14 protein-coding genes are annotated in these 18,962 nt (G+C 62.6%); 13 read left to right on the plus strand and 1 reads right to left on the minus strand.

Annotated features, from left to right (window positions below; translation table 11 throughout):
• Positions 1-30: 30 nt before the first annotated feature.
• The 3 genes from recJ to F474_RS07660 all read left to right on the plus strand — a co-directional run bounded on the left by recJ (position 31) and on the right by F474_RS07660 (position 4,727).
• Complete coding sequence (gene recJ, locus F474_RS07650; protein WP_097088771.1) at positions 31-1,740, plus strand: single-stranded-DNA-specific exonuclease RecJ; 1,710 nt, start codon at positions 31-33, stop codon at positions 1,738-1,740.
• Positions 1,741-1,800: 60 nt separating this feature from the next.
• Entirely contained in the window at positions 1,801-2,907 is a 1,107-nt protein-coding gene (locus F474_RS07655; protein ID WP_097088774.1) for an NADH:flavin oxidoreductase/NADH oxidase, read from the plus strand.
• Between the two features lie 122 nt (positions 2,908-3,029).
• Entirely contained in the window at positions 3,030-4,727 is a 1,698-nt protein-coding gene (locus tag F474_RS07660; protein WP_097088776.1) for an FAD-binding oxidoreductase, read from the plus strand.
• Positions 4,728-4,794: 67 nt separating this feature from the next.
• Here the strand turns inward: F474_RS07660 and F474_RS07665 are convergent, their stop codons facing one another.
• Positions 4,795-6,462, minus strand: coding sequence for a glucan biosynthesis protein D (locus tag F474_RS07665; RefSeq protein WP_097088778.1), 1,668 nt, complete (start codon positions 6,460-6,462; stop codon positions 4,795-4,797).
• Between the two features lie 323 nt (positions 6,463-6,785).
• Here F474_RS07665 and F474_RS07670 point away from each other — a divergent pair, with 323 nt between their 5' ends.
• From F474_RS07670 to lysS, 10 genes are all read left to right on the plus strand, one after another.
• Positions 6,786-7,421 carry a tellurite resistance TerB family protein gene (locus F474_RS07670; RefSeq protein WP_097088780.1) on the plus strand — a complete coding sequence of 212 codons (636 nt, stop codon included), beginning with the start codon at positions 6,786-6,788 and terminating at the stop codon, positions 7,419-7,421.
• 115 nt (positions 7,422-7,536) lie between these two features.
• Positions 7,537-9,159 carry a methyl-accepting chemotaxis protein gene (locus F474_RS07675; RefSeq protein WP_097088782.1) on the plus strand — a complete coding sequence of 541 codons (1,623 nt, stop codon included), beginning with the start codon at positions 7,537-7,539 and terminating at the stop codon, positions 9,157-9,159.
• A gap of 1 nt (position 9,160) precedes the next feature.
• Positions 9,161-9,643 carry a chemotaxis protein CheW gene (locus tag F474_RS07680; RefSeq protein ID WP_097088785.1) on the plus strand — a complete coding sequence of 161 codons (483 nt, stop codon included), beginning with the start codon at positions 9,161-9,163 and terminating at the stop codon, positions 9,641-9,643.
• The gene (locus tag F474_RS07685; protein ID WP_097088787.1) at positions 9,636-10,901 is read left to right on the plus strand and encodes a protein-glutamate O-methyltransferase CheR; all 1,266 of its coding nucleotides are present in this window, start codon (positions 9,636-9,638) and stop codon (positions 10,899-10,901) included. Before F474_RS07680 ends, F474_RS07685 begins: the two co-directional genes overlap by 8 nt.
• Positions 10,898-11,581 carry a chemotaxis protein CheW gene (locus tag F474_RS07690; protein WP_097088789.1) on the plus strand — a complete coding sequence of 228 codons (684 nt, stop codon included), beginning with the start codon at positions 10,898-10,900 and terminating at the stop codon, positions 11,579-11,581. The genes F474_RS07685 and F474_RS07690 overlap by 4 nt, the downstream gene beginning before the upstream one ends.
• A complete protein-coding gene (locus F474_RS07695; RefSeq protein WP_097088790.1) occupies positions 11,578-13,887 on the plus strand; it encodes a hybrid sensor histidine kinase/response regulator in 2,310 nt (769 codons plus the stop codon). Before F474_RS07690 ends, F474_RS07695 begins: the two co-directional genes overlap by 4 nt.
• The gene (locus F474_RS07700) at positions 13,884-14,894 is read left to right on the plus strand and encodes a chemotaxis response regulator protein-glutamate methylesterase (RefSeq protein WP_097088792.1); all 1,011 of its coding nucleotides are present in this window, start codon (positions 13,884-13,886) and stop codon (positions 14,892-14,894) included. Before F474_RS07695 ends, F474_RS07700 begins: the two co-directional genes overlap by 4 nt.
• 54 nt (positions 14,895-14,948) lie before the next feature.
• The gene (locus F474_RS07705; protein ID WP_097088794.1) at positions 14,949-15,956 is read left to right on the plus strand and encodes a PleD family two-component system response regulator; all 1,008 of its coding nucleotides are present in this window, start codon (positions 14,949-14,951) and stop codon (positions 15,954-15,956) included.
• Positions 15,957-16,038: 82 nt separating this feature from the next.
• Positions 16,039-17,134, plus strand: a protein-coding gene (prfB, locus tag F474_RS07710) for a peptide chain release factor 2 (RefSeq protein ID WP_097088796.1) whose coding sequence is annotated in 2 segments (ribosomal slippage) — positions 16,039-16,110 and positions 16,112-17,134 — 1,095 coding nt in all. Because the reading frame shifts where the segments join, the coding sequence is not laid out codon by codon here.
• Positions 17,135-17,246: 112 nt separating this feature from the next.
• The gene (gene lysS / locus F474_RS07715; RefSeq protein ID WP_097088799.1) at positions 17,247-18,749 is read left to right on the plus strand and encodes a lysine--tRNA ligase; all 1,503 of its coding nucleotides are present in this window, start codon (positions 17,247-17,249) and stop codon (positions 18,747-18,749) included.
• Positions 18,750-18,962: the final 213 nt, after the last annotated feature.

The following is an 18,962-nucleotide window of genomic DNA, read 5'->3' on the forward strand; positions in this document are numbered from 1 at the left end:
ACCGAATCTGTTGCCGGCCTGATTGCCCCTATGCGTATCGAACTTCGCCCCGTGCCTGCCGAGTTGCCTTATCTGGGTGACTTGCCCCCGTTGTTGTCTCGGCTGTACGCCGCCCGTGGCGTGACCTGCGCCAGCGAGCTGGATAAAACCCTGGCACGGTTGATCCCCTACCAGCAGCTCAAGGGCATCGACGCAGCGGTAGACCTGCTGGTTACCGCCATCGAACAACGCCAACGCATCCTGATCGTGGGCGATTTCGACGCAGACGGCGCCACTGCCAGCAGCGTCGGCGTTCTAGGCCTGCGCTTGCTTGGCGCTGCGCACGTCGACTACCTGGTACCCAGCCGGTTCACCTTCGGCTATGGCCTTACGCCCGAAATCGTTGCGGTCGCCCTGGAGCGCCAACCGCAGTTGCTTATCACGGTCGACAACGGCATCGCCAGCGTCGATGGTGTCGCGGCTGCAAAGGCAGCGGGGCTGAAGGTGCTGGTCACCGACCACCATTTGCCTGGCGAAGCCTTGCCGCAGGCCGACGCGATCGTCAACCCCAACCAGCCGGGTTGCGAGTTTCCCAGCAAGGCGCTGGCCGGGGTAGGGGTGATCTTCTATGTGCTGATGGCGTTGCGCGCTCGCTTGCGTGACATGGGCCAGTACGCTACCCGGCCACAGCCGAACCTGGGCGAGCTGCTGGACTTGGTGGCGCTGGGCAGCGTGGCGGATGTCGTTCCCTTGGACGCCAACAACCGCATCCTGGTGCACCAAGGGCTCGAGCGTATTCGCGCGGGCCGCGCGCGCCCTGGCATCAAGGCGTTGCTGGAAGTGGCCCGGCGCGAGGCTGCACGCATCACCGCCACCGACCTGGGCTTCATCCTCGGCCCTCGCCTGAACGCCGCTGGCCGCCTGGACGACATGAGTTTGGGTATCGAGTGCTTGCTGTGTGAAGACCCGGCACTGGCCCGCGACATGGCCGCCGAGCTGGATGGCTTGAATCAGGACCGCAAGTCCATCGAGCAGAGCATGCAGCGCGAAGCATTGGCTCAGCTCAAGGACCTCCCCGAGCAGGACATGCCCTTCGGCCTGTGCCTGTTCGACCCTGATTGGCACCAGGGCGTGATCGGCATCCTCGCCTCGCGCCTGAAGGAGCGCTACCACCGGCCGACCATTGCTTTCGCCGACGCCGGTGATGGTTCCCTGAAGGGGTCGGCGCGTTCGGTGCCCGGTTTTCATGTTCGCGATGCCCTGAGCGCGGTCGATGCCCTGCATCCCGGGCTTATGACCAAGTACGGCGGCCATGCCATGGCTGCCGGGCTGACGTTGCCCCAGGCAAATTTCCAGACCTTCTGCCAAGCGTTCGATGCTCAGGTCCGTGAGCAATTGGCCGAGGGTGACCTGACCGGTCGGCTTTACAGCGATGGCGTGCTGGCGGTTGAAGAGTTCCATGCCGACATGGCTCGGGCACTTCGCCATGCCGGCCCCTGGGGCCAGCATTTCCCGGAGCCGCAGTTTCATGGCGTATTCCAATTGGTCGACCAGCGCCTGGTAGGCGAGCGGCACTTGAAGGTCCAGCTCAAGAGTGAATGCGGCCGCGCCCGCCTGGACGGTATCTGCTTTGGCGTCGACCTGGATCTCTGGCCCAATGCTTCGGTGAAGTGGGTTGAGCTGGCCTACAAGCTCGATCTGAACGCCTTTCGGGGCGTGGAGTCGGTGCAACTGATGATTTCCCATATGCAGCCACGCTGACGGCGCAACTTTGAGGGCCAGTCTGGATCAACTGATTTCATACAGCCTGCGAGGTGCCCCATGAGTCTGCTGCTCGAACCGCTCACTCTGCGTGAGCTAACACTGCCCAACCGAATCGTCGTCTCCCCGATGTGCCAGTACTCCTCGGTCGACGGCTTGGCCAACGACTGGCACCTCGTGCACCTAGGTAGCCGCGCGGTGGGTGGTGCGGGCCTGGTGTTCACAGAAGCAACCGCAGTGACTGCCCGCGGCCGCATTACGCCCGAAGATCTCGGATTGTGGGCCGACGAGCAAATCGAACCGCTGCAGCGCATTACCCGGTTCATCCGCGCCCAGGGCGCTGTTCCTGGCATCCAGCTCGCCCACGCCGGGCGTAAGGCGAGCACCTGGCGGCCCTGGATCGGGAAATCGGGCAGCGTGCCGGCCGAAGAGGGCGGGTGGGTGCCGGTAGGCCCTTCGGCCATCGCCTTCGACCCCAAGCATACGGTTCCTGAAACATTGACCGAAGGGCAAATTCAAGAAGTGATCCAGGCCTTCGTAGATGCTGCCCGGCGAGCCCTGGAAGCCAATTTCGAAGTGGTGGAGGTGCATGCTGCGCATGGTTACCTGCTGCATCAGTTTCTTTCACCGCTGAGCAACCGGCGCGATGACCAATACGGAGGCAGTTTCGAGAACCGCATCCGCCTGGTGTGCCAGGTCACTAAGGCAGTACGTGACGTATGGCCAGCGGCACTGCCGGTGTTTGTACGGGTCTCGGCCACCGACTGGGTCGAGGATGGCTGGAACCCCGACGAAACGGTGGAGCTGTCGAGGCGCCTGCGTGACTTGGGTGCGGACCTGATCGACGTGTCCTCCGGCGGTACAGCGGCCAATGCCGAAATCCCCACCGGGCCGGGTTACCAAACCCCATTCGCCGCCAAGGTCAAGGAACAGGCGCAGATCGCTACCGGTACGGTAGGCATGATTACCGAACCTGCCCAGGCTGAGCACACGCTGCGCACCGGCCAGGCCGACCTCATCTTTTTAGCCCGCGAACTGTTGCGCGACCCTTATTGGCCGCTGCATGCCGACGATGACCTGGGGGGGCGAAAGGCGGTGTGGCCCGCGCAATACCAGCGAGCAACGCACCGAGACCAGCCCATCCACGAGTCGGACCTGCGCGACTGATTCCCGAGCGTCAGCTGCGGCGCCGTTGAAAATGACTTTGCGTGCAAAGTGGTTTTCAACGGCGTAGCGGTAAGGTGCGCTAGACCTTGACGTATTGCATAAAGCGCATCGGAGCCGCTGCCATGCCGTCATACGTCAAGATCGACACCCACGACACTCGCCACGTCACCTTGCAGAAGGGCTTTAACCTCCGCTGGCCTACGGCCGGTGGGGGAGCCGATTTCATCTATGTCTGCAGTACCGCCGAGCAGGTTGCCGACGCCGCCAATGACGCATTGGCCGGCGGTTGTAGAATCACCGTGCGCTCTGGGGGGCACTGCTACGAAGGTTTGGTCGCTAACAAGTTGCCGGGCGAGGAGGGCCTGCCACTGGCCATCATCGACATTGGCCAGATGACCGGCATGGCATTTGACGAAGCCAGGAATATAACCTCGCCTTACTACCGCACCGCGCCCAAGTATCTCGCCTGGCTTTACGGCAACGATGTACCTCGCTACCGTTTTCGCATTGCGGCTGGGAGCCAGAACTGGGCGGGTTACGTTGCACTCTATAAAGCCGCCAACCGCGTGATTCCTGGAGGCTCCTGCTACAGCGTCGGTGCCGGTGGCCACATCTGCGGTGGGGGTTATGGGCTGTTGTCACGCCTGCATGGCCTGACCGTCGATTGGCTCAGCGCAGTGGATATCCTGGTGCCCGACCCCGAGGGTAAAGCGCTGTTACCTCGGCACGTTCACCGCCGCAGCGACGGGGTCGACAAGCAGCTTTTCACTGCCTGCTGCGGCGCGGGCGGCGGCAATTTCGGGATCATCCTCAACTATTATTTCGACGATCTGCCCAAAGCCCCCGAGCAAAGCTATTGGCTGACGCTTTCCTGGCCATGGGAGCGCTTTGCCAATGCCGCGCAGCTTGGCCATTTCCTACGGGCCTATTGGCAGTGGTTCAGCGACCACGATGCTCACTGGAACAGTTCGGCGCCACACGAGGCCAATGGCGGCCTGTTTTCCCTGCTCAAGCTTCAGCACCGTTCGACAGGGGATATCAACTTGCTCGTCCAGTACACCGGTGTCGACGGGCGTGTCGATGGCGAGGGCCAGACCGAGCCCTTCGAACGTTTCATCCAGCACATGATCCAGGCGGCGGGCAGCGACCCGCATGTCAGCCCGCATCACATACTGCACGGCCCGGTTCACCGGCACCCAGCCAAGCAATCACTGTGCAAGGCCAGCGACCCGTTGCAGCATGCACGCCTGATGGACTGGCTGTACCTCACGCAAATGATCAATGGCTCTGGCAGCAACCAGTGCGGCAAGTACAAGTCGTTCTATCAGATCACCAACTTCGGCACCGAAGAGATCGATGCGATATGGGAACACCTTTATGAGAGCACCGACCCAGCGCTCAGCCAGGCGCTCTTGCAGATCGATTCCTATGGCGGCGCGATCAATCACTTCGACCATCAAGGCTCCCAGACCTCGGTTGCGCAACGCCACTCATTGCTGAAGTCGCAGCTCCAGGTCTATTGGGCATCGCCCGAGCATGAGCAGGCATGCCTGAACTGGTGCAGGGCGTTCTACATCGACTACTTCAAACGCCAGGGTGGCAAGCCTTATGCGGACAATGGCAACTATGAAGGCTGTTACATCAACTACCCCGATGTCGACATGAAATACCTCGACCATCAGGGCGGCACCTTGGACACTCGCTGGCTGGAGCTCTACTACGGGCGCGACCTGGCGAGGCGGTTGATCGACACTAAGCGCGCGATCGACCCCCACAATGTGTTTCGAAGCGAGCTGTCGATTCCTTTGAGCGTCCCCTGAGCCGCCTCAAGCGACAAGCCGAGAGGGGCGACCCTCTGGCTTGAAGCTTCAAGCGTGCGCTGCAGGCTTACTCGTAGACGTACTTGCGTTTGGCTGGGGCTGGCGGGAAGTACTGATACAGCCAAGTCTCCGACAGCGTGCGCTCGCCCGCGCGGATGAAACCGCGAATGTTGACTGGCTCCACGCTGTCGTCGGTGGGGTACCAATCGAACAGGACACGTACGCCATTGACCTTGGGCAGGTCGATGATGGTGAAATCCTGCAGCTTGCCGTGGCTTGCGGTGAACACCGGCTCGATGCTGGGGATGGTGGTGAGGTTGTTGTTCAGGGCCTGCTTGGGCAGGCGCTCGATGCCCCCACCGACGAAATCGACGGCAAAGCGCCGTGCCCACACTTCCGGATAATGTTCGCCCGGTGCCCAGCCTTCCCGGAACCCGCCCATGCCGGTGCGCGTCGCGCGTACATGGGCCAGCGGCGTGCCTACGGGGGGCATCGGCGCCCAGTAAAGCTTGTAGCCGAAGCTCAGGCTATCGCCAGGCTCCACCGCTTTTTTGGGTGACCAGAACACCACGATGTTGTCCAGCGTCTCGCCGGTGGTGGGCATTTCCATCATGTCCACAGAGCCTTCGCCCCATGGAGTGGTCGGCTCTACCCACAGGCTGGGTCGCTTGTCGTACTGGTCGATGGTGTCTTCATAGGTTTCGAACGCACGGTCGGTCTGCACCAGGCCGAACCCCTTGGGGTTGGTGTCTTCGAAGGTGTTGAACTGGATGCGCAGCGGGTTGTTCAGCGGCCGGCACACCCACTCGCCGTTGCCACGCCACATCGCCAGGCGGTCAGAGTCGTGGATTTGCGGGTGGATGGTGTCGCACATGCGGCGCTCGTTGGTGCCGCAGCTGAACATGCTGGTCATCGGCGTAATGCCGAGCTGCTTGATCGCGGTGCGGGCGTTCACGGTCATCTGTACGTCCATCACAACCTGCTCGGACTGGCAGTCGATGTCGAACCGGTATGCCCCGGTCGCGCTGGGCGATTCGAGCAGGGCATAGACCACAAAACGGGTGCCGTTGGGGTTGGTCGGGGCCTCGAACCAGAAACGGGTGAAGTCGGGGAACTCCTCGGGGCCGCCGGCGTAGGTATTCACTGCCAGGCCACGAGCGGAAAGGCCGTACTGCCGGTTCTTGTCAATGGCGCGGAAATAACTGGCCCCCAGGAACGAAACCACGTCATTGCGCCCAAGCTCCGGGGCCTTGAACAGGCGGAACCCGGCGAAGCCCAGATCGGTCTTGCCCTTGAGCTGGCTTTCGTCCACACCGCTGTCGCGGTAATTGAACAGCTCCGGGCGAAAGTGAATTTCGCGCGCCTGCTTGCTCTTGGCGTCGACGCTGTACATGCGCACCGGCGTCTTGAAGCCCATGCCCACGTGGAAGAACTGGACATCGATCTGACGGCCTTTGTTCTCGTTCCACAGCGAGTGGTCGGCATCGTAACGGATAGCGTTGAAATTCAACGGCTCCATGTTGGCCAGGGTCGGCGGCAGCACCTGCTTGCGGTCGACGTAGGGCTTGCCGGCGAGTTCTTTGGCGTGCTTTTTCAGTATGTCGAAATCGAACGATTCCAGTTCACCATCGGCCGGTTCCGCGGCCATCGCCTGGGCAGCCAGAAAGGTGGTGGAAGAAAGGCCGGTGTAGGCCGCCAGGGCCACGGACGCTTTGAGCAGACTCCTGCGTTGCATAGAGAAACCTGTTCCTTATAAGAAGTGATCCGGCTGCTTCGTGCAGCGAAGGGATCGACTGAAATGGCCCGGGCAAGCCATCGACCGGGCAAAGGACCTTTACACAGAACCTCATTGGCTCGATCGGTTCGCACGATACCCAAGAAAAATGTCGGTTGCATGCGCTTTGAAGGGGAGCTGGCACCTTTCAGCGCGTAGAAATTGTGACATCTGGTTAAAAAATGAGCGTTTGCAATATCCCGAAGCATTTAGTTGCCGGTTCACGAGATCGAACGGCGCTAGAGTCGAGGCCATAGTTTCCGTATGAGAGAGGCATCGCTACGATGAATACCCAAGGTTTGCTCGACCAACTGCTGCGTGCAGGCCAACAGGCACTCGGCAAGCAAGGTGGCCTTTCCGCTGGCAAGGGCGCCCTTGCCGGCGGTGCCCTGGGCCTGCTGTTGGGTAACAAGAAAGCCCGCAAGTACGGCGGCAAGGCCGTGCTGTATGGGGGCGCCGCCGCCCTCGGGTTGTTGGCCTACAAGGCTTACGGCAATTGGCAAGCCCGCCAGGCCACCGCGCCGCGTGGCGAGCCGCGCACGCTTGACCGCGTACCTCCTGCCGAAGCCGAGCAACACAGCCACGCGGTGCTCAAGGCTTTGGTAGCAGCCGCCAAGGCCGATGGGCATGTCGACGCGCAGGAGCGGGCGCTGATCGAAGGCGAGTTCACCCGGCTGGGGCAAGGTGAAGGGTTCGACACCTGGCTGCACCAGGAGTTGGAGCGCCCACTGGACCCGGCAGAAGTGGCTCGCGCCGCCACCACCGAGGAAATGGCCGCGGAGATGTACCTGGCCAGCGTCATGGTGATCGACCAGGAGCAGTTCATGGAGCGTGCTTACCTGGATGAACTGGCTCGGCAACTGAGCCTCGATACGGGCCTGAAGGCCGAGCTGGAAACGCAGGCGCGAAACGCCGCCTGATAGCACTTTGTACCCAGACGGCTGGTATTACCCTTCGATATGACGGAAAGTAGCGCCACCGGGCCTTGCAGCCGGTGGCTATACTGAGCCGGGCGTAAAAAACGAAGGGGTTAACGTGAAAAACTGGAGTCTGCGCCAACGCATCTTGGCAAGCTTCGCCGTGGTCATCGCCGTGATGTTGCTGATGATCCTCGTTTCCTATACCCGGCTCGCGAAAATCGAGAGCAATGCCGATGCGGTTCGTACCGACAGCATCCCGGGCATGGCCATCAGCTCGATGATCCGCAGTGCCTGGGTCGACAATTTCGTCTACACCCAGCAGTTGCTCGGCCTGAGCAACCAGCGTGAACTGGTCAGCGCCGACGACGACCAGTACAAAGGCTTCGCCGATCGGCTGCAGGCGCAGATCACCGCCTACCGTGGCACGCTGCTCGACCCACAGGATCAGGCCAACCTGCAGGAGTTCGAGCGCCTGCATGCGCTGTATGACGCTACCCTCAAAAAAACCCTCGATGCCTATCGCCAGCGCCACTTCAGTGCCGCTCAGGACATCTTCCAGCAGGAGTTGGCGCCGGTCTGGAACGAGGGCCGCAAGCAGGTCAACTCGATCATCGACTACAACTCCCGGGCCGCTACCGATGCCAGCAACGCCATTTCCGATTCGGTGGTACAGGCCAAGGTCAGCATGGGCGTTTCATTGCTGATTGCGATCATCGCCGCTGGCGTTTGCGGCTGGCTGCTGCTGGGCAACATCATGGCACCGATGCGCAAGCTGCTCGATGTGTTGGAAACCATGGGCACTGGCGACCTGTCGGTGCGGCTGAACCTGCAGCGCAAGGATGAATTCAACGCGGTGGAAACCGGCTTCAACGAGATGCTGGGCGAGCTCAATACGCTGGTGGCCCAGGCTCAGCGTTCCTCGGTTCAGGTCACCACCTCGGTGACCGAGATCGCTGCCACCTCCAAGCAGCAGCAGGCCACTGCGACTGAAACTGCCGCCACTACTACTGAGATTGGCGCGACGTCACGGGAGATCGCCGCAACTTCGCGCGACCTGGTACGGACCATGGGCGAGGTGGCCAGCGCCGCCGACCAGGCGTCATCCCTGGCCGGCAATGGCCAACAGGGGCTGTCACGCATGGAAGAAACCATGCATCAGGTGATGGGCGCTGCTGACTTGGTAAACGCCAAGCTCGCGACCCTCAATGAGAAGGCCGGCAACATCAACCAAGTGGTGGTGACCATCGTCAAAGTGGCCGACCAGACCAACTTGCTGTCACTCAACGCTGCCATCGAGGCAGAAAAGGCCGGGGAGTACGGCCGGGGTTTTGCCGTGGTCGCCACGGAAGTGCGCCGCCTGGCCGACCAGACGGCGGTCGCCACCTACGACATCGAGCAGATGGTGCGCGAGATGCAATCTGCGGTGTCGGCTGGGGTCATGGGCATGGACAAGTTCAGCGAACAGGTTCGCCGTGGCATGTTCGAGGTGCAACAGGTAGGTGAGCAACTGAACCAGATCATCCACCAAGTGCAGGCCCTGGCACCACGGGTGCTGATGGTCAACGAGGGTATGCAGGCCCAGGCCACAGGCGCCGAGCAGATCAACAACGCACTGGCTCAGCTCAGCGACGCCAGCAGCCAGACCGTCGAGTCGCTGCGCCAGGCGAGCTTTGCCATCGACGAGCTCAGCCAGGTTGCCGCCGGCCTGCGCGGCGGCGTGGCACGGTTCAAGGTTTGAAATGAGCACGCCCCGCGAGGCTGGCGCTGCCGCGCTGTTTCTGCTGTTCAGCATCGGCGCCGAGCGGTATGCCTTGGCTGCGACCGAAATTGCCGAAGTGCTGCCCTGCATCACACTCAAGCCGGTGCTCCAGGCGCCGGCTTGGGTCGCCGGCGTCTTCTCCTACCGAGGCCAGATGGTGCCGGTGCTGGACCTGTCTCACCTTGCCATTGGCCAGCCTTCGGCGCAGCGCACCAGCACGCGCCTGGTGCTGGTGAACTACCCCGGCACGCGCTTGCTCGGGCTGATCCTGGAACATGCCAGCGATACTCGCCGGTTGCCACTGGCGCATTTCCGGCCGCTGGGCATGGCCACGCCGGAGGCGTCCTACATGGGCCCGGTGTGCGAGACCGAACAGGGGCTTGTGCAGTGGGTCAAGGTGCAGGCGCTGCTCGACGAACGTGTGCGTGAGCTGCTGTACAGCCCGGAGGGCAGTGATGGCTGAGCAAAAGCGGTTCATCGACTTTCTTTATAGGCACATTGGCCTGGACGTGGCGTCGGTGGGCGCACCCATGATCGGGCGGGCGGTGCAGCAGCGACGGGAGCAGTCGGGTGCCGCGACGCTGGATGATTACTGGGCTCTGCTGCTGCAATCGGCCAGTGAACAGCTCGCATTGACCGAGGCGGTGATCGTCCCTGAAACCTGGTTCATGCGATACCCGGAATCCTTTTCAGCCTTGGTAGGGCTGGCGCGCCAGCGGGCGGTCGAGCTGGGGGGGCTGCGCCCACTCAAATTGCTCAGCTTGCCGTGTTCCACGGGGGAGGAACCTTATTCGCTTGCCATGGCGCTGCTCGACGGCGGCTTGGCGCCCACCGCCTTTCGTGTCGATGGCGTGGACATCAGCCCGCAGTCGGTTGCCAAGGCCCAGCGGGGAGTGTATGGGCGCAATTCGTTCCGCGGTACCGACACGGCCTTTCGCGAGCGACACTTCGACGCGGTGGCGGACAACACCTGGCAACTGCACGAGGCCGTTACCCGCTGCGTGCGCCTGCAACCGGGCAATGTGCTCGACCCCAACCTGCTGCAAGGGGAGGGCGTCTACGATTTCGTGTTCTGTCGTAACCTGCTGATCTACTTTGACCAGGCAACCCAGCGGCGCGTGTTTGAAACCCTCAAGCGGTTTCTCCACGATGACGGCGTATTGTTCATTGGCCCTGCCGAAGGCAGCCTGCTCGCCAGCCTGGGCATGCGCCCGATGCGTATTCCCCAGGCCTTTGCCTTTATGCGCGAACAACCGCAGGCCCCGGCACCTGCCCCTCGCCCGATGGCTGTGCCGCCATCCCAGGCGGCACCCTTGCCGCGCATCCCTGCGCCGTTACCGATCCCTGTGGTGCGAGCGCCCATTCGGCCGCTCTCGGCTGGGGCGCCCCAAACCGCCGGCGCCGAGGATGCCAAGGCATTGCTGGCGCGTATTGCCCTGCTTGCCAACGAGGGGAAAACCGCCGAGGCGCGCTTGGCCTGTGAGCAGTTTCTGCGCGAGCATCCGCCGCAAGCCCAGGTGTTCTACTGGCTTGGCTTGCTGGCAGATGTCAGCGGCAATGGTTTGGAGGCTCAGGGGCACTATCGTAAGGCACTCTACCTTGAGCCCCAGCATGCCGAAGCGCTGGCGCATCTGGCCATGTTGCTGGCCGCCCAGGGCGATGCCGCCGGGGCCCGGCGATTGCAGGAGCGTGCTGCACGCGTCGCAGGTGATCGCCGATGAGCCACGACCACGAATTTCAAGGCCTGGCGGTTAGCGACGGGGACGATGCTGCGCTGGTGACTTGCTGGAACAGCATAGGGGTGCGAGGGGACCAATCCTGCCCCAAGCTGGTGGAATACATTCGGTGCCTGAACTGCCCCGTCTATGCGGCGGCCGCCACGCGTTTGCTGGATCGCTACGCATTGCAGCGCGAAAGCTTGCCCCCGCCGCCGGTGCCTGCCCCCGACCCCGTTGCCTCTCGCTCGCTGGTGGTGTTTCGCCTCAACGATGAATGGTTAGGCCTGGCGTCGCGTTGCCTGAGCGAAGTGGCCCCGGCACAACCGGTGCATTCCTTGCCCCATCAGCGTAGCCGCGCCCTGCAAGGGGTGGCCAATGTACGCGGCGCCTTGGTGCCGTGCTTGTCGCTGATCGAATTGCTGGGGATCGACGCCGCCACGGCGCCGGCCCCGGCACGGCGGGTGGTTGCGCGCATGCTCATCCTCGCTGCGCCCGGCGGGGCGGTGGTGGTGCCGGTAGACGAAGTCGACGGCATCCACCGCTTCGACCTCGCCACGCTCCAAGCTGCTGCACATGCCGCCAGCCCTCGGTTTACCACCGCTGTCATGCCCTACGGCGACCGCAGCCTGCGCGTACTCGATGAAGTGTCATTGCTGCAGGCATTGGCCCGGAGCCTCACATGACCCCCGATCAGATGCGTGATGCCTCGCTGCTGGAGTTGTTCGGGCTGGAAGCCGAAGCCCAGACGGCCGTGCTCAACACTGGCTTGCTTGAGCTGGAGCGCAACCCTACCGACGCTGCGCAGCTGGAAGCCTGCATGCGTGCCGCGCATTCGCTCAAGGGCGCGGCGCGGATCGTTGGGGTCGATGCGGGCGTGCGCGTGGCGCATGTCATGGAAGACTGCCTGGTGAGCGCGCAGGAAAAACGCCTGCTGCTCAAGGCCGAGCACATCGATACGCTGCTTCAGGGCACTGACCTGCTGGCGCGCATTGGCTCCCCGGCCCGGGCGCCCGTAGAGGCCGACGTCGAAAGCTTCCTTGCCCAGATGGCTGCGCTGCTCGACCCTCACGCGGCGGCAGGCACCTTCAGCCGCTTGCCGACCGTGCCGGTGCCGGCGGTATTGAATGCCCTGGAGCAGCCGCCTGCAATTGCGACCGCTGCACCTGAGCCCGCAACCGTATCCATGGATGAGCCGCCAGCTGACGCTACTCCGACAGCGGGGCGCAAGGCAGGCGAGGGCGGCGAGCGTGTGTTGCGTGTGACTGCCGAGCGGCTCAATGCGCTGCTGGACTTGGCGAGCAAATCGCTAGTCGACAGCCAGCGCTTCAAGCCCTACCTGGCCACCCTGCAACGCCTCAAACGCCTTCAGGCTCAGAGCATGCGCGCGCTGGACGGGCTCAAGCAGCAGATCGATTCCGGCCTACTGAGCGCCGAAGCGCGCCAAGCCCTGGTGTTGACCCAAACCCTGCTCGGCCAGACCCACGAGCTGCTGTTGCAACAAGCCGCCGAGCTGGATGACTTCGGTTGGGAAGCCGGCCAGCGTGCTCAGTCTCTGTACGACACCGCCCTGGCCTGCCGCATGCGCCCGTTCGCTGACGTGCTTGGCGGCCAGGCGCGCATGGTGCGCGACCTTGGCCGCTCGCTGGGCAAGCAGGTACGCCTGGAAATAGAAGGCGAGAAAACCCAGGTCGATCGCGATGTGCTGGAGAAACTTGAAGCGCCGTTGACTCATTTGCTGCGCAATGCCGTGGACCACGGCATCGAAACGCTGGAGCTGCGCAATTTGTTGGGCAAGCCTGCCGAAGGCACGGTGCGCCTGCGTGCCAGCCATCGCGCAGGAATGCTGCGCCTGGAGTTGGCTGACGATGGCAACGGTGTGGATCTTGCGCGGTTGCGCAGGGTGATCGTGGCGCGCGGCCTGTCTACCGAAGATACCGTCGCTCAGCTCAGTGAAGAAGAGCTGATGACATTTCTTTTCCTACCCGGTTTCAGCCTTCGCGACACCGTCACGGAAGTCTCCGGCCGTGGGGTAGGGCTGGATGCAGTGCACCACATGGTGCGCGAGCTGCGGGGCTCGATCGAGTTGCGCCAGGTGAGCGGGCAGGGCAGCCGCTTCGTGCTGGAGGTGCCATTGACCCTCTCGGTGGTGCGCAGCCTGGTAGTGGAAGTGGGCGGGGAGGCCTACGCATTTCCGCTGGCGCACATCGAGCACAGCCTGAACCTGCCCAGCGCCGACATCGTGCAGATCGAAGGGCGCCAGCATTTCTGGTACGAAGGCCGGCATGTCGGCCTGGTCGCTGCCAGCCAGCTTCTGCAGCGCCCCGCCAGCCCCGTCAGCGACGGTGAGCTACGGGTCATCGTTGTGCGCGAGCGAGACAACCTCTACGGGGTTGCCGTGGAACGCTTCATCGGCGAGCGCGTGCTGGTGGTGATGCCGCTGGACCTGCGGTTGGGCAAGGTGCAGGACATCTCCGCCGGCGCCCTGCTCGACGACGGCTCGGTGGTGCTGATCGTGGACGTCGAAGACATGCTGCGCTCGGTGGAAAAACTGCTGACCACCGGCCGCCTCGAGCGTATCGACCGGCGCCCCGGTCAAGCCCAGGAGGTGCCCCGCAAGCGCGTGCTGGTGGTCGACGACTCGCTGACGGTGCGCGAGCTGCAGCGCAAGCTGCTCAGCAGCCGGGGCTACGAAGTGGCCGTGGCGGTCGATGGCATGGACGGCTGGAATGCGTTGCGCGGTGAGTCCTATGATCTGCTCATTACCGACATCGACATGCCGCGCATGGATGGCATCGAGCTGGTGACCCTGGTGCGCCGTGACAGCCGCCTGCAATCGCTGCCAGTGATGGTGGTGTCTTACAAAGACCGTGAAGAAGACCGCCGCCGCGGCCTGGACGCGGGCGCCGATTACTACTTGGCCAAAGCCAGCTTTCATGACGACGCCTTGATCGATGCAGTGCAGGAGCTGATAGGAGGGGCCCAGGGATGAGGATCGCCATCGTCAACGACATGCCCATGGCGGTGGAGGCGCTGCGCCGTGCGCTGGCGTTCGAACCGGCGCACCAGTTGGTGTGGGTCGCCCACGACGGCGCCGAGGCGGTTCATCTATGTGCGGTAGATACGCCGGACCTGATACTGATGGACCTGTTCATGCCGATGATGGACGGGGTAGAGGCTACTCGCCAGATCATGACGGCAACACCCTGCGCCATCGTCATCGTGACCACCGACCAGAAGCAGAACGTGCACAAGGTGTTCGAAGCCATGGGCCATGGCGCGTTGGACGTAGTCGACACGCCTGCGCTAGGCGTGGGAAATGCGCGGGAAGCGGCAGCACCCCTGCTGCGCAAGATCTTCAATATCGGGTGGCTGATCGGCCAGCGCAATGCCCCGGGCAAGCCCGCTCAGACGGCCGCTCGCAACCCAGGGCAACGGCGGCAACTGGTGGCCATCGGTTCCTCGGCTGGGGGGCCTGCGGCGTTGGAAGTACTGCTCAAAGGCCTGCCGCGTGACTTCGAGCCGGCCATCGTGCTCGTACAGCATGTCGATCAAGTCTTTGCCCAGGGAATGGCCGAATGGCTCAGCGGTGTGGCGGATATCCCCGTTCGTCTTGCGCGTGATGGCGAACAGCCACATCCGGGTACAGTACTATTGGCCGGTACGAATCATCATCTTCGAATGTTGAAAAATGGTAATTTGGCGTACACCGCGGAACCGGTGAACGAAATTTATCGGCCTTCTATCGATGTGTTTTTCGATAGTGTGGCCAGTTACTGGAACGGCGAGGTGGTCGGTGTGTTGTTGACCGGCATGGGCCGCGATGGTGCCAATGGGCTCAAGGCCCTGCGCCAGCGAGGTTTTCTCACCATCGCGCAAGACCAGCGAACCAGCGCAGTCTACGGCATGCCGAAGGCGGCTGTGGCGATTGATGCAGCGGTGGAGGTCAAACCGTTGGAAAGCATCGCGCCGCGACTCATGGAAGTTTTCAGGAAATGAGCCTTCAATTATTCAGCCGTAGCCGCCGACGTGGCCGTGACCAGGTGACAACGCATGTTTGACTTGCAGATCGAAGCTTTCCAGTCCACCGACGAGAACAAGTGCATGGTGCTGCTCGTCGACGACCAGGCCATGATTGGCGAGGCGATCCGGCGTTCCCTGGCCAGCGAAGCCAACATCGACTTTCACTTCTGCGCCGACCCCCGTGACGCCATTACTCAGGCGATGCGCATCAAGCCTACGGTCATCCTTCAAGACCTGATCATGCCGGGCCTCGATGGCCTGTCGCTGGTGCGCGAGTACCGTAACCACCCCAGCACCCGTGACATCCCCATCATCGTGCTCTCCACCAAAGAAGACGCGGTGATCAAAAGCGCAGCGTTTGGTGCAGGTGCCAACGACTACCTGGTCAAGCTCCCCGATACCATCGAGCTGGTGGCGCGTATCCGCTACCACTCACGCTCCTACCTCACTCTGTTGCAACGGGATGAAGCCTATCGCGCCTTGCGTGTCAGCCAGCAGCAGTTGCTCGACACCAACCTGGTGTTGCAGCGCCTGATGAATTCCGATGGCCTGACGGGGTTGTCGAACCGCCGCCATTTCGACGAATACCTGGAGCTGGAATGGCGCCGGGCGATGCGCGACCAGAGCCAGCTGTCGTTGCTGATGATCGATGTTGACTATTTCAAGGCCTATAACGACAACTTCGGCCACCTCGAAGGCGACGAAGCGCTGCGCAAGGTAGCCGAAGCTATTCGGGGCACCTCAAGCCGTTCCAGTGACCTGCCAGCACGCTATGGCGGCGAAGAGTTCGCCCTGGTGCTGCCCAATACCTCACCGGGTGGGGCGCGGCTGGTAGCCGAAAAGTTGCGCCAGACGATCGCCGCCCTGGGCATCGAGCACAACACCCCCGAACCTGGGGCCACACTGAGCGTGAGCATCGGCCTTGCCACGGTTACCCCGGCAATGGGCAGCAACTGCCGGCAGTTGATTTCCGCCGCCGACAAGGGCCTTTACCTGGCCAAGAACAATGGCCGCAACCAGGTCGGCGTGGCCGAGTGAAGCCCTTCGGCCGGGCGTGCGGCCTGGCCAAGCCGTGGTATACTCGCCAGCTTTTGATCCGCCAAGCACGAGTGTGGCCGCCATGGAAATCAACCCGATCCTGAACAGCATCAAGGACCTCTCCGAGCGTTCGCAAACCATTCGGGGGTATCTTTGACTACGATCACAAGCATGATCGCCTGGTCGAAGTAAACCGCGAGCTCGAAGACCCGAACGTCTGGAACAACCCCGAATACGCCCAGAACCTGGGCCGCGAGCGTGCCATGCTGGCAGCCGTGGTCGAGACCCTCGACGAGCTCAACAGCGGCCTGGCCGACTCGCGTGAGCTGCTCGACATGGCCGTCGACGAAGATGACGAAAGCGCCGTGAACGACGTATCTGCCGAGGTAGAGCGGCTGCGCGATATCCTCGAAAAGCTTGAATTCCGCCGCATGTTCTCCGGCGAGATGGACATGAACAACGCGTACCTCGACATTCAAGCCGGCTCCGGCGGCACCGAGGCGCAGGACTGGGCCAACATGCTGCTGCGCATGTACCTGCGCTGGGCCGACAAGCGCGGTTTCGACGCCACGATCATGGAACTGTCCGAAGGCGAAGTGGCAGGCATCAAGGGCGCTACCCTGCACGTCAAGGGCGAGTATGCCTTCGGCTGGCTGCGCACCGAGATCGGCGTGCACCGCCTGGTGCGCAAGAGCCCGTTCGACTCCGGCAACCGCCGCCACACCTCGTTCACCGCGGTGTTCGTCTCCCCCGAGATCGATGACAACATCGAGATCGAGATCAACCCTGCCGACCTGCGTATCGACACCTACCGCTCCTCAGGCGCGGGCGGCCAGCACGTCAACACCACCGATTCGGCGGTTCGTATCACCCACGTGCCCACCAACACCGTGGTCAGTTGCCAGAACGAGCGCTCCCAGCACGCCAACAAGGACACCGCCATGAAGATGCTGCGGGCCAAGTTGTACGAGCAGGAGATGCAGAAGCGCAATGCGGCGAGCCAGGCGCTGGAAGACTCCAAGTCCGACATCGGCTGGGGCCACCAGATCCGCTCCTACGTGCTCGACCAGTCGCGCATCAAGGATCTGCGCACCGGCGTCGAGCGCAGCGATTGCGACAAGGTGCTGGACGGCGACCTGGACGAATACCTCGAGGCCAGCCTCAAGCAAGGGCTCTGAAGCTTCTGGCTTCAAGCTTCGGGCTTCAAGTTGCAGGGTGGAGCGGCAGACCAGCCCCCCGTCGAGCTTGAAGCCTGCAGCTTGAGGCTTCACCCACTTTTTTGGATTTGACATGAGCGACCAACCACACGACCCGCAAGACCTTCAACAGGAAGAAAACAAGCTGATCGCCCTGCGCAAGGAAAAGCTGGCCGCCGCGCGCGCCCAGGGCCAGGCGTTCCCCAACGACTTCCGCCGCGACAGCCTCTGCGATGATCTCCAGAAGCAGTACGCCAGCAAAACCAAGGAAGAGCTGGAGGCAGCTGCGATCCCTGTGAAGGTGGCTGGCCGCATCATGCTCAACCGTGGCGCGTTCATGGTGATCCAGGACACTACCGGGCGCCTGCAGGTGTACGTGAACCGCAAGGCACTGGACGAAGCTACTCTGGCCGCGGTCAAGTCCTGGGACCTGGGTGACATCATCGCGGTCGAGGGTACCTTGGCGCGCTCGGGTAAAGGCGACCTGTACGTCGACATGCAGCAGGTGCGCCTGCTCACCAAGGCCTTGCGCCCGCTGCCCGACAAGCATCACGGCCTGACCGACACCGAGGTGCGCTATCGCCAGCGCTACGTCGACCTGATCGTCAACGAAGAAACGCGCCACACCTTCCGGGTGCGCTCGCAGGTCATCGCCCACATCCGCCAGTTCCTGGCCCAGCGTGGTTTCCTGGAAGTTGAAACCCCCATGTTGCAGACCATCCCCGGTGGCGCAGCGGCCAAGCCATTCGAAACCCACCACAACGCGCTCGACCTGCCGATGTTCCTGCGTATCGCGCCGGAGCTGTACCTCAAGCGCCTGGTGGTCGGTGGCTTCGAAAAAGTGTTCGAGATCAACCGCAACTTCCGCAACGAAGGCGTCTCGACGCGGCACAACCCCGAATTCACCATGCTCGAGTTCTACCAGGCCTACGCCGACTACCGTGACAACATGGACCTCACCGAGGCCTTGTTCCGCGAGCTGGCACAGTTGGTACTGGGCAGCACTGACGTTCCGTACCAAGGCAAGCTCTTCCATTTTGGCGAGCCGTTCCAGCGCCTTTCGGTATTCGACTCGATCCTCAAGTACAACCCTGAGGTCAGCGAGGGCGACCTGCTCGATGTCGACAAGGCTCGCGCCTTGGCCAAGCGGGCGGGGGCGGCGGTCAAGGGCTACGAGGGCCTGGGCAAGCTGCAGACGATGATTTTCGAAGAGCTGGTCGAGCATAAGCTTGAGCAGCCGACCTTCATCACCGAATACCCGTTCGAAGTGTCGCCGCTTGCGCGTCGCAACGACGACAACCCCAACGTCACCGACCGCTTCGAACTGTTCATCGGTGGCCGCGAAATCGCCAATGCCTACTCCGAGCTCAATGACGCAGAAGACCAGGCAGAGCGCTTCATGGCACAGGTGGCCGAGAAGGACGCTGGCGATGACGAGGCCATGCATTATGACGCCGACTTCGTCCGTGCACTGGAATACGGCATGCCGCCCACCGCCGGTGAAGGCATTGGCATCGACCGCCTGGTGATGCTGCTGACCGACTCCCCGTCGATTCGTGACGTGATCCTCTTCCCTCACATGCGCCCGGAGGCGTGAAGCCTCTGGCGTCCAGCCAATAGCTCCTGCCTTCAAGTGAAAAGCGGGTCTTCGTCGAAACGAAGCCCGCTTTGACTCAACGTTTGCTGCTCAGAGCCGGCAGCGCCAATACGACCAGCGGCATCACCGCCGATCTGCCTTCGCTCATCCTCCTTGGCCTCTCGCCGTTAACCCGGCCAGCACCCTCAGCCGTAAGTGGTGCATTGCCGAGAG

Origin of the sequence: Pseudomonas sp. URIL14HWK12:I12, assembly GCF_003097135.1 — a bacterium.
Taxonomy (GTDB): domain Bacteria; phylum Pseudomonadota; class Gammaproteobacteria; order Pseudomonadales; family Pseudomonadaceae; genus Aquipseudomonas.

Bases quoted from the DNA above. Each gene is read 5' to 3' on its own strand.
- F474_RS07705 (WP_097088794.1), top strand. From the start codon at position 14,949: ATGTTTGACTTGCAGATCGAAGCTTTCCAGTCCACCGACGAGAACAAG.
- lysS (WP_097088799.1), top strand. From the start codon at position 17,247: ATGAGCGACCAACCACACGACCCGCAAGACCTTCAACAGGAAGAAAAC.
- F474_RS07700 (WP_097088792.1), top strand. From the start codon at position 13,884: ATGAGGATCGCCATCGTCAACGACATGCCCATGGCGGTGGAGGCGCTG.
- F474_RS07655 (WP_097088774.1), top strand. From the start codon at position 1,801: ATGAGTCTGCTGCTCGAACCGCTCACTCTGCGTGAGCTAACACTGCCC.
- F474_RS07690 (WP_097088789.1), top strand. From the start codon at position 10,898: ATGAGCCACGACCACGAATTTCAAGGCCTGGCGGTTAGCGACGGGGAC.
- F474_RS07685 (WP_097088787.1), top strand. From the start codon at position 9,636: ATGGCTGAGCAAAAGCGGTTCATCGACTTTCTTTATAGGCACATTGGC.
- F474_RS07670 (WP_097088780.1), top strand. From the start codon at position 6,786: ATGAATACCCAAGGTTTGCTCGACCAACTGCTGCGTGCAGGCCAACAG.
- F474_RS07695 (WP_097088790.1), top strand. From the start codon at position 11,578: ATGACCCCCGATCAGATGCGTGATGCCTCGCTGCTGGAGTTGTTCGGG.
- F474_RS07680 (WP_097088785.1), top strand. From the start codon at position 9,161: ATGAGCACGCCCCGCGAGGCTGGCGCTGCCGCGCTGTTTCTGCTGTTC.
- F474_RS07660 (WP_097088776.1), top strand. From the start codon at position 3,030: ATGCCGTCATACGTCAAGATCGACACCCACGACACTCGCCACGTCACC.
- recJ (WP_097088771.1), top strand. From the start codon at position 31: ATGCGTATCGAACTTCGCCCCGTGCCTGCCGAGTTGCCTTATCTGGGT.
- F474_RS07665 (WP_097088778.1), bottom strand. From the start codon at position 6,462: ATGCAACGCAGGAGTCTGCTCAAAGCGTCCGTGGCCCTGGCGGCCTAC.